The organism is Geodermatophilus sp. SYSU D00710 (assembly GCF_054050195.1).
In genome coordinates this window covers 35,749-49,449 of record NZ_JBJGYX010000020.1, presented here as the reverse complement: position 1 = coordinate 49,449, position 13,701 = coordinate 35,749, and the positions used below count along the sequence as shown (strand labels likewise).

Annotated in this window: 14 protein-coding genes; 8 read left to right on the top strand and 6 right to left on the bottom strand. The window is 74.4% G+C overall.

The features are described from left to right. Window positions 1-9: 9 nt before the first annotated feature. Together lipA and ACI78U_RS11670 are read left to right on the top strand one after the other, a co-directional pair. A complete protein-coding gene (gene lipA / locus ACI78U_RS11675) occupies window positions 10-981 on the top strand; it encodes a lipoyl synthase (RefSeq protein WP_456875478.1) in 972 nt (323 codons plus the stop codon). Between the two features lie 65 nt (window positions 982-1,046). Continuing rightward, the gene (locus ACI78U_RS11670) at window positions 1,047-1,928 is read left to right on the top strand and encodes a DUF4191 domain-containing protein (RefSeq protein WP_456875477.1); all 882 of its coding nucleotides are present in this window, start codon (window positions 1,047-1,049) and stop codon (window positions 1,926-1,928) included. Window positions 1,929-1,988: 60 nt separating this feature from the next. On the opposite strand, the gene ACI78U_RS11665 is transcribed toward ACI78U_RS11670, so the two are convergent. Both ACI78U_RS11665 and ACI78U_RS11660 read right to left on the bottom strand, forming a co-directional pair. Then, the gene (locus ACI78U_RS11665) at window positions 1,989-2,486 is read right to left on the bottom strand and encodes a GNAT family N-acetyltransferase (RefSeq protein ID WP_456875476.1); all 498 of its coding nucleotides are present in this window, start codon (window positions 2,484-2,486) and stop codon (window positions 1,989-1,991) included. Window position 2,487: 1 nt separating this feature from the next. Further along, complete coding sequence (locus ACI78U_RS11660; protein WP_456875475.1) at window positions 2,488-2,910, bottom strand: RDD family protein; 423 nt, start codon at window positions 2,908-2,910, stop codon at window positions 2,488-2,490. Window positions 2,911-3,108: 198 nt separating this feature from the next. On the opposite strand from ACI78U_RS11660, the gene glnA reads away from it, so the two are divergent. Continuing rightward, a complete protein-coding gene (glnA, locus tag ACI78U_RS11655; RefSeq protein ID WP_456875474.1) occupies window positions 3,109-4,542 on the top strand; it encodes a type I glutamate--ammonia ligase in 1,434 nt (477 codons plus the stop codon). Between the two features lie 391 nt (window positions 4,543-4,933). Then, window positions 4,934-5,221: a hypothetical protein gene (locus tag ACI78U_RS11650; protein ID WP_456875473.1), complete on the top strand. Its 288-nt coding sequence runs from the start codon at window positions 4,934-4,936 to the stop codon at window positions 5,219-5,221. Window positions 5,222-5,910: 689 nt separating this feature from the next. Here the strand turns inward: ACI78U_RS11650 and ACI78U_RS11645 are convergent. Genes ACI78U_RS11645 through ACI78U_RS11630 form a run of 4 tightly spaced genes read right to left on the bottom strand, consistent with a single transcriptional unit; the run spans window position 5,911 to window position 10,931 of the window. Then, window positions 5,911-7,377, bottom strand: a complete 1,467-nt coding sequence (locus ACI78U_RS11645; RefSeq protein ID WP_456875472.1) for a wax ester/triacylglycerol synthase family O-acyltransferase — start codon at window positions 7,375-7,377, stop codon at window positions 5,911-5,913. A 6-nt stretch (window positions 7,378-7,383) separates the two neighbouring features. Then, window positions 7,384-8,940, bottom strand: a complete 1,557-nt coding sequence (locus tag ACI78U_RS11640; protein WP_456875471.1) for a serine hydrolase domain-containing protein — start codon at window positions 8,938-8,940, stop codon at window positions 7,384-7,386. A gap of 30 nt (window positions 8,941-8,970) precedes the next feature. Beyond that, on the bottom strand, window positions 8,971-10,392 hold the full coding sequence (locus ACI78U_RS11635; protein ID WP_456875470.1) for an amidase: 1,422 nt from the start codon (window positions 10,390-10,392) through the stop codon (window positions 8,971-8,973). A 23-nt stretch (window positions 10,393-10,415) separates the two neighbouring features. Next, window positions 10,416-10,931 (bottom strand): nitroreductase family deazaflavin-dependent oxidoreductase, encoded by a 516-nt coding sequence (locus tag ACI78U_RS11630; RefSeq protein WP_456875469.1) that lies wholly within the window; start codon window positions 10,929-10,931, stop codon window positions 10,416-10,418. Between the two features lie 174 nt (window positions 10,932-11,105). Between ACI78U_RS11630 and ACI78U_RS11625 the strand changes: the two genes are divergently transcribed. From ACI78U_RS11625 to ACI78U_RS11610, 4 genes are all read left to right on the top strand, one after another. Further along, window positions 11,106-11,450: a LuxR family transcriptional regulator gene (locus ACI78U_RS11625; RefSeq protein WP_456875468.1), complete on the top strand. Its 345-nt coding sequence runs from the start codon at window positions 11,106-11,108 to the stop codon at window positions 11,448-11,450. A 212-nt stretch (window positions 11,451-11,662) separates the two neighbouring features. Beyond that, a complete protein-coding gene (locus ACI78U_RS11620) occupies window positions 11,663-11,800 on the top strand; it encodes a hypothetical protein (RefSeq protein ID WP_456875467.1) in 138 nt (45 codons plus the stop codon). 308 nt (window positions 11,801-12,108) lie between these two features. Then, on the top strand, window positions 12,109-12,516 hold the full coding sequence (locus tag ACI78U_RS11615; RefSeq protein ID WP_456875466.1) for a YciI family protein: 408 nt from the start codon (window positions 12,109-12,111) through the stop codon (window positions 12,514-12,516). Continuing rightward, window positions 12,513-13,688: an RNA polymerase sigma factor gene (locus ACI78U_RS11610; protein ID WP_456875465.1), complete on the top strand. Its 1,176-nt coding sequence runs from the start codon at window positions 12,513-12,515 to the stop codon at window positions 13,686-13,688. The genes ACI78U_RS11615 and ACI78U_RS11610 overlap by 4 nt, the downstream gene beginning before the upstream one ends. Window positions 13,689-13,701 lie beyond the last annotated feature (13 nt).

Sequence of the window (13,701 nt, the reverse complement as noted above, 5' to 3'; positions counted from 1 at the left end):
GTGCAGGTCATGACCGAGACGGCGGCCCCCACCCCCTCCCCCGCGAAGGTCGAGCCCGCCGGACGGAAGCTGTTGCGCCTCGAGGTGCGCAACAGCCAGGTCCCCATCGAGCGCAAGCCCGAGTGGATCAAGACCCGGCTCAGGACCGGGCCGGAGTTCACCGAGCTGAGGTCGCTCGTCCGCCGCGAGGGCCTGCACACCGTCTGCGAAGAGGCCGGCTGCCCCAACATCTACGAGTGCTGGGAGGACCGCGAGGCCACCTTCCTCATCGGCGGTGACCAGTGCACCCGGCGCTGCGACTTCTGCCAGATCGACACCGGCAAGCCCGCCGACCTGGACACCGACGAGCCCCGCCGCGTGGCCGAGAGCGTCGCGACGATGCAGCTGAAGTACGCCACGGTCACCGGTGTCGCGCGCGACGACCTGCCCGACGGCGGCGCGTGGCTCTACGCCGAGACCGTGCGGCAGATCCACGCCGCCGTCCCCGGCTGCGGCGTCGAGCTGCTCATCCCCGACTTCAACGCCGACCCGGCCCAGCTCGCCGAGGTCTTCTCCTCCCGGCCCGAGGTGCTCGCGCACAACGTGGAGACCGTGCCGCGGATCTTCAAGCGGATCCGCCCGGGCTTCCGCTTCGAGCGGTCGCTGGCGGTCCTCACCGCGGCCCGCGAGGCCGGCCTGGTCACCAAGTCCAACCTCATCCTGGGCATGGGCGAGGAGCCGCACGAGGTCGTGGAGACCATGCACGCCCTGCACGAGGCCGGCTGCGACCTGCTGACCATCACCCAGTACCTGCGCCCCTCGCCGCGGCACCACCCCGTCGTCCGCTGGGTGAAGCCCGACGAGTTCGTCGACTTCCAGCGGCAGGCCGAGGAGATCGGCTTCCCCGGCGTGCTCGCCGGGCCGCTCGTGCGCAGCTCCTACCGGGCCGGACGGCTCTACCAGCAGGCCGTCGAGGCCCGCGGCCTGACCCGCTCGGTCTGACCCCTCGGGGCTGCTCGGCCCGCCGGTCCCCCGGGAGCCCGCCTGCGCGCCCTTATCCTGGGGACATGGCACGCAGCAAGCCCACGGACTCCCCCGCCCCGACCGGCAAGGCGGGGCGCGGTCCCGGCGCCGCCGGGCGCGGCCGGTCGACGGGCGGTGCCACCGCGTCGGGCGCCACCGCGGCCGGCGGCAAGGGCGAGGCCGGCCGGGCCGCGAAGGCCGGCAAGGCCCCCAAGCTCGGCAAGGACGGCCAGCCGAAGGTCGGCCGGCTCAAGCGGGTCGGCAACCAGGTCCGCATGATCCGGCAGGCCTACTCGCTGACGCGCAAGAACGACCCGAAGCTGCCCTGGCTGATGCTCATCGCCTTCGTGGCGGTGGCCGGCGTCGTCGAGCTGGTGGCGGTCCTCTTCGGCGCCCCCTTCCTCCTCCTGCCGCTGGCCCTCATCCTCGGCCTGCTCGCCGCCATGATCGTCTTCGGCCGCCGGGCGCAGGGGTCGGCCTACCGCCAGGTGGAGGGCCAGCCCGGCGCCGCGGCGTGGGTGCTCGAGGGCATGCGCGGCGACTGGCGGGTCAGCGCCGGCGTCGCCGGAACCGCCCAGCTCGACGCCGTCCACCGGGTGCTCGGCCGGCCCGGGATCGTCCTGGTCGGCGAGGGCTCCCCCGCGCGGGTCCGCGGCCTGATCGCCCAGGAGAAGAAGAAGATCGCCCGCGTCGTCGGCGACACCCCGATCTACGACATCATGGTGGGCGACGAGGAGGGCCAGGTCCCCCTGCGCAAGCTCAGCACCCACGTGATGAAGCTGCCGCGCAACCTCTCCGCCGCCGAGGTCAACAGCCTCGGCCGGCGGATGGCCGCCCTCGGCGGCGCCCGGATGCCCGTCCCCGGCGGCCCGCTGCCCGGCGGCCGGCAGATGACGGTCAGCCAGCGGCAGGTCCGCCGCCGCTGACGGAGGACCTCCCTGCCCCCACCGCTCGCAGGCTCGCGGCGGGCCCCTGCAGGGAGACCGTCAGAGCCGACTGAAGGGCTCGGCGTAGCGGAACGTGCCGCGCTGCTCCGGGCCGGCCAGGCGGCGGGCCTGGAAGTGTCCGCCCCAGGCCGGGTCCGGCGGCTCGATGCCGAGGTCGGAGGCCCGGACGAAGCCGGCGCGCGAGTAGTAGGCCGGGTCCCCGAGCAGCGCGACCACCGACTCCCCCGCTGCCTCCGCGACGGCGACCAGCGCGTGCACGAGCACCGTGCCGACGCCCCGCCGCTGCCGCTCCGGCCGCACGCCGATCGGGCCGAGGCCCAGGGCCGGGGCGCCCAGGGGTTCGATCCAGCCGCGGGTGCCGATCACGTGCCCGACGACGTCGTCACCGTCGACCGCGACGAGCGACAGGTGCGGCAGGAAGCCGGCGTCCTCCCGCAGCTCGCCGACCAGCCGGGCCTCGGCGTCCGTGGGGAACGCCGCCCGGTGCAGGGCCGCCACGGCCGCGTGCTCGGCGGGCCGCTCACGGCGGACGATCACGTCAGCGGTCGCGGACGACGGCGGTGTCGGTCAGCCGGTCGTGCAGGCCGCGGCCGTCGGAGTCGACGACGAGCGCGGGCACCAGCAGCACGAGCAGCCCGGTGCGCACGACCGCCCGCCAGAGCGCCAGCCGGGCCGCCGGGTTCGGGTGGGCCAGCCGCAGCCCCAGCAGCCGCATGCCCGGCGTCTGCCCGAGCGCCACGAGGAAGACGACGTACACCACCGCGAACGACAGCAGGCTCCAGTTGCCCGGCAGGTCGGGTGCGGTGAACAGGCCGGCGACGACGGCGGAGAGGAACGCGTCGACCAGGAACGCCAGGACCCGGGTGCCGAAGGGCGCGAGCGACCCCGGACCGTCGGCGGGCAGGCCCAGGGAGGCGCCCCGCCGTCGCTCCTGAGAGGGTGGCTGCGCGTCCCTGACCATGCCCACCAGCCTAGTGAAAGGACCCTCCTGCCCCCCACGCCTCGCTCCGCTCGGCGCGGGCCCCTGCAGGAGGGCCGTTCCAGGACCTCACTGCGACACGCCGGCGCCGTTGTTACCGCCCCGAAACAGACGGGACACCGCCGGGCAACCCCCCGGCCATAGCGTGCGAGCGGCTGTCCGCCCACTCCCGGAGGATCGATGTTCACCAGTCCCGACGAGGTCGCCGCCTACATCCGCGACAACGACGTCGAGTTCGTCGACGTGCGCTTCTGCGACCTGCCCGGCGTCATGCAGCACTTCACCATCCCGGCGTCGACGTTCGGCGAGGACACCTTCTCCGACGGCCTGGGCTTCGACGGTTCGTCGATCCGCGGCTTCCAGGCCATCAACGAGTCGGACATGCTGCTGCTGCCGGACGCGAAGAGCGCGTTCGTCGACCCGTTCCGGCAGCACAAGACGCTGAACGTGAACTTCTTCATCCACGACCCGATCACGCGGGAGGCCTACTCCCGCGACCCGCGGAACGTGGCGAAGAAGGCCGAGGCGTACCTGGCCAGCAGCGGCATCGCCGACACCGCCTACTTCGGCCCGGAGGCGGAGTTCTACGTCTTCGACTCCATCCGCCACTCGACCGGCATCAACGAGGGCTACTACCACATCGACTCGGTCGAGGGGTCGTGGAACTCCGGCTCGCTGACCGGCGTCAACGGCGGCCCCAACCTGGGCTACAAGACCCGGGCCAAGGGTGGCTACTTCCCGGTCGAGCCCTACGACCACTACAGCGACCTGCGCGCCTCGATGATGAAGAACCTCGAGGCCTGCGGCCTGCAGCTCGAGCGCGGGCACCACGAGGTCGGCACCGCCGGCCAGGCGGAGATCAACTACAAGTTCGACACCCTGCTGGCGGCCGCCGACAGCCTGATGCTGTTCAAGTACGTCATCAAGAACACCGCCTGGGCGGCCGGCAAGTCGGCGACCTTCATGCCCAAGCCGCTGTTCGGCGACAACGGCTCGGGCATGCACTGCCACCAGAGCCTCTGGAAGGACGGCGAGCCGCTCTTCCACGCCGAGACCGGGTACGCGGGCCTGTCCGACACCGCCCGCCACTACATCGGCGGCCTGCTGGCCCACGCCCCGTCGCTGCTGGCCTTCACCAACCCGACGACCAACAGCTACCACCGCCTGGTGCCGGGCTACGAGGCGCCGATCAACCTGGTCTACTCGGCCCGCAACCGCTCGGCCTGCTGTCGCATCCCGATCTCCGGGGACAGCCCCAAGGCCAAGCGCATCGAGTTCCGCGTGCCCGACCCGTCGGCCAACCCCTACCTCGCCTTCTCGGCGATGCTCATGGCCGGCCTCGACGGCATCAAGAACAAGATCGAGCCGCCCGCGCCGGTGGACAAGGACCTCTACGAGCTGCCGCCCGAGGAGGCCCTGGGCATCGAGAAGGTGCCCGCGTCGCTCGACGCCGTCCTCGACAACCTCGAGACCGACCACGAGTACCTGGTCGACGGCGGGGTCTTCACGCCCGACCTGATCGAGACGTGGATCGAGTACAAGCGGGAGAACGAGATCGACCCGATCCGCCTGCGCCCGCACCCGCACGAGTTCGCGATGTACTACGACATCTGAGTCCCAGAAGGGGGCCTGACCCGGACTGTCGTCGTCCGGGTCAGGCCCCTCTCATGTCTCAGCGGTGTCTCAGGAGCCCTCGGCGCGCCTCGACGGGACGACGCCTCAGCGACGGCAGCCCTACGCCCCTGCCCCTCGGGGTGGCCCGGCCAGCGCCGGACGCCAGCACAGGAACGGAGCCCCGCTGGCGTTGGTCCACTCCGGCGGGGCTCCGCCTCGACGAGGTCGTCCGTGTGGGCCGCAGGAGGGCTGCCTCCACGAGGGACTGCTGAGGTGCTCGGCCGGGTCTCGGGACAGCAGTCGAAGAGCGGCGCACCGAGGGCTGGCACGGAAGCGGCACCGGGAAGAGAGTGGGACGCCCACCACCCACCTGAACCCGGAGGACCGTCTCATGAAGGTGCGGATCACTCGCGGGACCTTCGACCCCAGCACGAGCGAGGAGCAGCTCATCGCGCTGACTGAAGCCTCCGCCGAGGTCATCAAGAAGCAGCCGGGATTCGTCTCCTTCCAAGGCGCGCTGAACCGTCAGGCCGGCACCTCGGTGGCGATCAGCACGTGGCAGGACGAGGATTCGGCGAACTTCCCGCGGGAAGCGCTCGGCCCCGTCGTGTCCCAGATCCACGACCTCGGCGTCCAACTGGAAGCGCCTGAGATCTACGACGTCGTTGCCACAGCCTGACGTCCATCCCCCCGACATCCGCCCTGAGCCCGCCTCCTGAGGCGCGCACCTGTCTGGTTGGCAACGCCGGGCGTCAACGTCACCGGGACCCGCCGGCTGAGCGCGGCCGGTTGCACGCCGGAGCGCTGGCAGCCCAGCGCCCCTGTCCCTGGGGTGGCTGACCAGCGCCGGAGCCAGAACATGAACGGAGGCCGGCCCGAGGATCGTCCCGTTGGGTCGGGCTCCGGTGTCGCAGGGACCTCGGGCCATGTCTCAGTGCGTGTCTCAGTCGTGTCTCAGAAGGCTCCACCAGGGTCAACGGCGACCGATGACCCTCGGTGGCACAACTGCAGGCCCGCCGTCTTCTCGCGATCACCGATCATGGTCGATCAAGCTGTGGGATCGCGCGATGTGCTACGACATCTGATCGACCGGGGCGGCACAGCCCCTGACCTGTAGTCCTCGCGGCCCCCGACAGGGTTCTCCCTGACGGGGGCCGCGCTGTCTGCGGCGAGGACCAGGTGGCGCAGTGGTGCCGTGGCTCGATCCGGGTGACCACCGACCCCTCCCCGTGCAGGTCCAGGCTGTGGTGCGGTGGTCGTCTGTTCCCTCTCTCGTGCCGGCGCGGCCCCATCCACCGATGACCGACGACCGCCACGACGGCGATCGCCAGACCCCGTCAGGCCGACGTCCCCGTGTGCGCCGAGCGCTCAGCGGTCCGGAGGTGGTGACGACCGACCCGGCGACAGCGCAACCCGAGGACCAGCCGCCTGCTCGGGGGCTCGGTCGCCCCGGTCCCGGAGCGGCGGAACGAGGGGCGGTGTCACGGAGGTGGCCAGGTCCTGGAGCGCCGTACGCACCCCGTGGGCGAAGACCTCGACGTCCGGGCAGGTGTCCCGGTCGGCCACGGCGACGAGGGACAGCTGCCCGGCGTAGGACAGCGCGCCGACGCCGAGGGTGAGGTTCCCGCCGATCGGCACGACCGGGATGAGTTCCAGCAGCGGCGCGCCGGCGAGGAAGAGCCGCCGGGGCGGACCGGGCACGTTGGTGACCGACAGGTTGTACGCCCGCTGGCGGGTGGCCATGCGCCAGGCGGCCCGCTGCAGGAAGTCGACGGGCAGGGCGTTGAGCCCAGGCGAGCGGGTGCGCTGCTTGCGTGCACGGGTGTCGGCGGCGATCAGCTCCAGCCGGCGCACCGGGTCGGGCTCGCCGACCGGCAGCGGCACCGCCATCACCCCGTCCCGGTTGCCCTGCGGCCGGCCGACGCCCTCGGTGTGCAGCGACACCGGCACGAACGCCCGCAGCACCAGGCCGTCGACGGGTTCGCCCCGCGAGAGCAGCAGCTCCCGGAGGCCGCCGGCGACGGCGGTCAGCAGCACGTCGTTGACCGTGCCGCCGTGGTGGTGCGCGACCTGCCTGGCGGTGTCGAGGCCGGCGCGGACGACGACGAGCCGCCGGTGACCGCCGATCGGGCGGTTCAGACTGCTGCGCGGTGCCCGCTCGCCGAGGATGCCGGCCATCGCCGCCGGCCAGGCCCCCCGCACCCGTCGGGCGGTGGCGACGGGATGGGCCGCCCCGCGCAACGCGCGGCGCACCGTCCGGCCGCGGCGGCGCAGGTGGTCCCGCAGCAGCTCACCGGCCGGGGGCGGCTGCGCCGTCGTCCACGCCACGGCGGGCGGCGACGGCGGGTCCGGCACGGCGTCGAACAGCGCGCCCAGCGTCGCCACCCCGGCCACGCCGTCGGCGATCGCGTGGTGCACCCGGACGTAGACGCCCACCCGCCGCTGCGGGAGCCCGGTGAGGAACCACATCTGCCACAGCGGCCGGGACCGGTCGAAGGGCCGGGCGCGCAGTTCCTCCACCGCGTCCAGCAACTGTCGCTCGCCGCCGGGCGGCGGCAGCCCGACCTCGTGCACGTGGTCCGCCAGTGCGAACCGGGGCGCGTCCACCCACAGCGGCCCGCCCAGGAACCACCGCGGCGTGAGCAGCGTCCGGCGGAGTCTCGGCACCCCGGGCAGGCGGCGGGCGACCGCTTCCCGGACGGCGTCGAGGCGCAGCCGGTCGTCGGCATCCAGCAGTCGGGCGCCGTCGAGAACGGCCACCGCACCGATGTCCAACGGCCAGCCCAGCTCGTCGGGCCACAGGCCCATCCGGTCCTGCGCCGTCAACCTGTCCATCTCACCTCACCGGGCATGCCCCCCGGCCGGCGGCCGTGTCGCTCCCCGGGGCCGGCGAGCGAGGACGGTCGCGACGGCGGCTCCGGCGGCGCCCGTGGCCCACCGCCGCGGGTTCTGCCAGTCGGGTCGCTTCTCGAACGACATCAGGTCGTGGAACAACCGCGGCGGGTCGTCCTCGGTGAACACGACGCGCAGGTTCCAGCCGAACTGCGGGTGTGCGACGTGGTACACCCGCGGGTCGTCCGGATCGTCGGGGTGCAGCACCATCGCGGTGCGCATCCCCGGCACCGGCGTCAGCGGGGTCAGCACCAGCTGCCGGTGCCGGACGGCCACCTCCACTCCCGCGCCCATCGCCACCCGGGGGAACAGGTTGGTGATCGGGCCGGCGTCCGGGGCGTACCAGCCGCACAGCGCCGGCCACACCTCCGGGTGCGGGGGGACGTCGTCGCGGACGGGGTCCTCCGGCAGGCCGACCAGGAGCCGCACGAGCGCGTCGGCGAGCGGCGCGGGCGCGCCCCGGGCGTCCAGCCCGCCGGTGTTGCCCAGGACGACGACGCCGACCCCCTCGTCGGGAGCCATCCCGATCGCCGACAGGAAGCCCGAGAGGATGCCGGTCTTGCCGACGAGCGTCCGGCCCCGCTCCTCGTGCCGGTCGAAGCCCAGGCCCATGCCGGCCATCCGCGGATCGGGCCGGAAGTGCGGGCGGAACATCGACGCGACGCTCTCCGCGGCGAGCACGCGGCCGTGCTCGCCGGCGCCGCCGTGCAGCATCGCCGCCACGAGACGTGCCATGTCCGGGGCGGTCGAGCAGGCGCCGCCACTGCCGGGCGTGGGCACCTCCCGGGAGCGCACCGCCGACAGCCGGCCGCGACGCAGCGTGTACCCGGTGGCCAGCTGGACGCGCAGCCGCTCGGTGAGGACCAGCTCGGTGTCCGCCATCCCCAGCGGGCCGAAGACGTGTTCGCGCAGGTACCTGTCCAGCGGTTCGCCGGAGACGTCCTCCACGATCTGGCCGAGCGTGGCGAAGCCGTGGTTGCTGTAGGCCCATCTCGTCCCGGGTTGCACGTCCACGGGCAGGCCGTCGCGGTAGTACTCGGCCGGCGGCACGATCGAGCGGGCGACGTCCCCGGAGCCGACACCCGGGTGCCGCAGCAGGTCGGACCGCCGCCGCCAGTACCCGACGCCGCCGGTGTGGGTGAGCAGGTGGCGCACCGTGGGTTGCCGGACACCGACCCCGGTCGGGACGAGCCGGAAGGCCCGCAGGTGGTCGGCGGCCGGCGCGTCGAGGTCGACCACGCCCTGCTCGACCAGCTGCACCACCGCGACCGCGGTGAGGATCTTCGTCAGCGAGCCGACACGGAACACGGTGTGCTCGCCGACCGGGCGGCCGGAGGCGACGTCGGCCACGCCGTGGCCGAGGAACCGCGGCGGGAAGCCCTCACGGACGAGAGCGACCGCCACTCCGGCCGAGGGCCAGCGGCGCAGCACCCTCGCGATCGCGCGGTGGAGGTCGGGCTCCGCCACGGCCGGTCTGCCGCGGTCCACGTCGAGGGTGGTGGTCATGCGACTGCTCCTCTCGGCGGCGCGGATCTGTCAGGGCTGTCGCGGGTCGATGGGGGTGAGGATCCCGAGCCGGTCCTCCAGGGCCGCCGCGGCGTCCAGGCACAGGTCCTCGCGGTAGCGCGGGCCGATGACCTGCACGACCTGGGGCAGCCCGTCCGCGACGCCGACGGGCACGGCCGCCGCGGGCAGGCCGAGCGCGTTGACCGCGATCGCCATGCGCATGCTGCGCATGGTGTCGGTGACGGCGCCGTCGCCGAGATCGGTGCCGACCCGGAAGGGGACCTCCGTGGACACCGGGGCCACGACGAGCGGATGGGTCTGCTGGAACTCGCCCCAGCGACGCAGCAGGGAGTGCCGGGTGGCGAAGCCCTCCATCGCCGCCACCGGGTCCACGTCCCCGAGGGCCGCGTAGAACTCCGCCAGGAACCGCCGGGTCTCGGCCGGCCACAGCGGCGCCAACGCCGGCAGCGCGGCCCGCATCTCCGGGGTGTTCAGCATGGCCAGGTCCGTTCTGGCCGCCACGTCGATCGAGGGCGGCTCGACCTCCTCGACGACGTAGCCGGCGTCCGCGAGGACCCGGCCGGCCTTCCGGACGCCGTCGCGTACCTGCTGGTCCGTGCCCTGCCCGGCGGGGTCGAGCACCAGGGCCACCCGGATCGGCTGTTCGGGTGCGGGGCCGCGCAGCGGTGCCGGCACCGACCACGGGTCGCGCCAGGTGGGCCCGGCCATCACCTCGAGCGCGGTCCGCAGGTCCGCCACGCGCCGGGCCATCGGGCCGACCACGATCGTCAGCTGGGCGCCGATCGGTGCGAACTCCGGCCCCGGGACGCTCGACGCGTCGGGGATGCGACCCAGGGTGGGCTTGAGCGTGCTCACCCCGCAGCACTGCGCCGGGGAGCGCAGGGATCCGAGCCCGTCACTGCCGAGCCCGAGCGGGGTCATCCCGGTCGCCACCGCGGCGGCGTCCCCGCCGCTGGAGGCGCCGGCGGTGCGCGAGCGGTCCCACGGGTTCACCGTCGCGCCCCACAGCTCGCTCTCGCAGTGCCAGCGCACCCCGGAGGAGGCCAGGTTGGTGCGGCCGATCGGGATGGCCCCGGCGGCCTCCAGCCGCTCGACGGCGGGCGCGTCCCGGGCCGGGTACGCCCCGGCCAGCGCCCGCAGGCCCTGCGTGGTCGGCGTGCCGGCCAGGTCGATGAGCCCCTTGACGGTGAACGGGACGCCGTGCAGCGGCCCCAGCTCGTCGCCGCCGGCGACGGCCCGGTCGGCCGCGTCCGCCGCGGCGAGCGCCTGCTCACCCAGGACGACGACGACGGCGTTGACGGCGGGGTCCACCGCCTCGATCCGTCGCAGGTGCGCCTCGACGACCTCCCGGCAGGAGGCCTCCCGGGACCGGATCGCCGCGGCCAGCTCCACCGCACCCAGCTGCCACAGCTCCGTGGCGGTGACGGTCATCGCGGCCTCCGGAGGGAGGGTGGTCAGGACGGCAGGGGTCCCGCCGGCGACGCGGCACCGGACGGCGCGGTGATGCGGAAGACCGGATAGCGCGGTGCGATCCGCTCGAACTCCTGCAGCGGAGCCCGGCGGTCGAGCGGGAAGTGCGCCCGGGCACCGGGGGCGAGGTCGAGGTACCGGCGCAGGACCGGCGCCCGGCGAGCCGGTTCGACCTCCTGGAGGCGGACCTCCTGCCGGCCGCGGTGCCGCAGCACGGCGCGGCCGTGCGCGGCCCGGACGTTGCGCACCCACTGGGAGTCCTCGCCCAGCATCGAGACCAGATAGCGCCCACCGTCGAGGTCGGCCACCACCACCGGCAGGGAGACGATCCGACCGGTCCGCCGGCCGGTCACCTCCAGCACGACGATCCGCGACGGGCCGACACCCCGCGCCGCGAGTGCGGCCTGGGCCCGGTTGAGCAGGCCGGCCAGCCGGTGCGGCCGCCTTCCCCGGTACATCCAGCGCCGCCACCGGGAGACCTCGGTGCGCGATGTGGTCACTTCCCCTCCACTCCTCGCTGGGGGCAGCGTGGCCGCCGTCGAGAGGTCCGGACAGTGGCTCACGGCACCACCCCGGTGCGCCGTTGGTCCCGCGCCGCCGTCGGCTCGCCCCGTGCACCTCCGCGGCAGGCAGCCACACCCCGCGGACCCCGGGCGGTGCACCACAGTGGACCCATGAGCCCGCTCGACGTCGTCGACCTGCACCGGCTCGCCGGTGAACTGCGCGAGCGGGCGGCCGCGGCCCCCGCCGGGCGCGCCGCCCGCACGCTGCCGCACCCGGTCGACGGGCTGCGGCAGACGGTCATCGCCCTGCGCGGCGGTGCCGCCCTGGACGAGCACGAGAGCCCGGGTGCGGCCAGCCTCCTCGTCCTGCGCGGGCGGGTCCGTCTGGTCGCCGGCGACGACGTCGCCGAGCTCGGGACCCACCAGGCCGCTCCCGTCCCCGACCGGCGGCACGGCGTGCTGGCCCACGAGGACAGCGTCCTCCTGCTCAGCGTCGCCGTTCCGGTGCACGCCTGACCGGCACCTCGCGCGACCGACCGCGGAGCACCCGGCGTTCGCAGCACAGGACCTCCGTCCCTGTCCGGACCACGGGCTCACCGAGAGCATCCAGCCGGGACGGCACCGGGAGGCAGCGGATGGGTGCAGGGACCGTGCTCAGGTCGGGACTCCGTGGAGTCGGGCGGCTCGCGGGCCTGCCGTTCCGGGGCATCAGGCACCTCGCCTCGTGGGTGCGTCACTCGCAGGCCGACACCGAGGCCGTGTACGGGTCCAACCCCAACGGCCTCCCGCCCGAGGACCGGGTCACGAAGGCGGCGGTCATCGCGCACGGCCTGGGCAGCGGAGGGGGCGGAGGCGGGATGGCCTGACGGCTGCCACAGGCCCCGGAGTCGCCGACGCGCCCCCGTGGCCGGGTGCCGACGGCGCCGTCGGCGCCGCGCCGCTGCCGCACCACCGACGTGCTCGTCACCCGGGACCCGGACGTGGTCGGGGTGGACGCCGGCGGGGAAGGCCGGCTGCGGATCGCGCCGGCGAACAGGTGCTGCTCGGGCCAGCTCCAGTGTCCTCGCCAGGAGATGTCCCGAGAGAATCCGGCCCGGGATGTCGAGACCGGCCGGCCGGCTCCGTCCCAGGGCAGATGCGGCCGACGGAGCCGCACCGGACCAGGGAGGACCCCATGGCCAAGTACCTGCTCCTCAAGCACTACCGCGGCGCCCCCGCAGCGGTGAACGACGTCCCGATGGACCAGTGGACCCCGGAGGAGGTCGACCGGCACGTGCAGTACATGGCCGACTTCGCCGCCCGGCTGGAGGGCACCGGCGAGTACGTCGACGGTCAGGCGCTCTCGCCCGAGGGCACGTTCGTCCGGTACGACGGCGAGGGCCGGCCGCCGGTCACCGACGGGCCGTTCGCGGAGACCAAGGACCTGATCGCCGGGTGGATGGTGATCGACGTCGACAGCTACGAGCGCGCGCTCGAGCTCGCCGGCGAGCTGTCGGCGGCCCCCGGGGCCGGCGGGAAGCCGATCCACGAGTGGCTCGAGGTGCGCCCGTTCCTCGGCGCGCCCCAGACCGTCTCCGAGTGACCGGGCCGGCCAGGTCGGACGCGGCGGTGGACGAGCTGCTGCTGCGGGAGCTGACGCCCGCGGTGATCGGCGTCCTCGTGCGGCGCGGGGTCGACTTCGCGACGGCCGAGGACGCCGTGCAGGAGGCCCTCGTCCAGGCCACGCTGACCTGGCCGGACCGGCCCCCGGCCGACCCGCGGGGCTGGCTGGTCACCGTCGCCTGGCGCAAGTTCCTCGACGCCGCACGCTCCCAGGCGTCCCGGAGCGAGCGGGAGCAGCGGGTCGCGGCCGAGCCACCGCCCGGGCCGGCCGAGACGGCGGACGACACGCTGCAGCTGTTCTTCCTCTGCGCCCACCCGTCGCTGACCCCGGCCTCCGCGGTCGCCCTGACGCTGCGCGCCGTCGGCGGCCTGACCACCCGGCAGATCGCGCAGGCCCACCTGGTGCCCGAGGCGACGATGGCGCAGCGGATCAGCCGGGCCAAGCGCACGGTCGCGGGCGTCCGGTTCGACGAGCCGGGCGACCTCGCGACCGTGCGCCGGGTGCTCTACCTGGTCTTCAACGAGGGCTACACCGGCGACGTCGACCTGGCCGCCGAGGCGATCCGGCTCACCCGCCAGCTCGCCTCGATGACCGACGACGAGGAGACCGCGGGCCTGCTGGCGCTGATGCTGCTGCACCACGCCCGGCGTCCGGCGCGGACCCGGCCCGACGGCACCCTGGTGCCCCTGGCCGAGCAGGACCGCTCCCGCTGGGACACCGCGCTGATCGCCGAGGGCGTCGCCGTCCTGCAGGCGGCGCTGGCCCGGGACCGGCTCGGCGAGTTCCAGGCGCAGGCCGCCGTCGCCGCCCTGCACGCCGACGCGCTCCGCGCCGAGGAGACCGACTGGGTGCAGATCGTCAGCTGGTACGACGAACTGCTCCGCCTCACCGGGAGCCCGGTCGTGCAGCTCAACCGGGCCGTCGCGGTCGGCGAGGCCGACGGCCCGGCGGCCGGCCTGGCCGCCCTCGCCGCGGTCGACCCCGGCCTGCCCCGGTACGCCGCGGCGTCGGCGTACCTGCACGAGAGGGCGGGCGACCTGCACACCGCGGCACGGCTGTACGCCGACGCCGCCCGGTCCGCGCCCGACCTCGCCGAACGGCACCACCTCACCCGGCAGGCGGCCCGGCTGGGCCAGGCGCTGCGGGAGTGAGCGGACTCGGCAC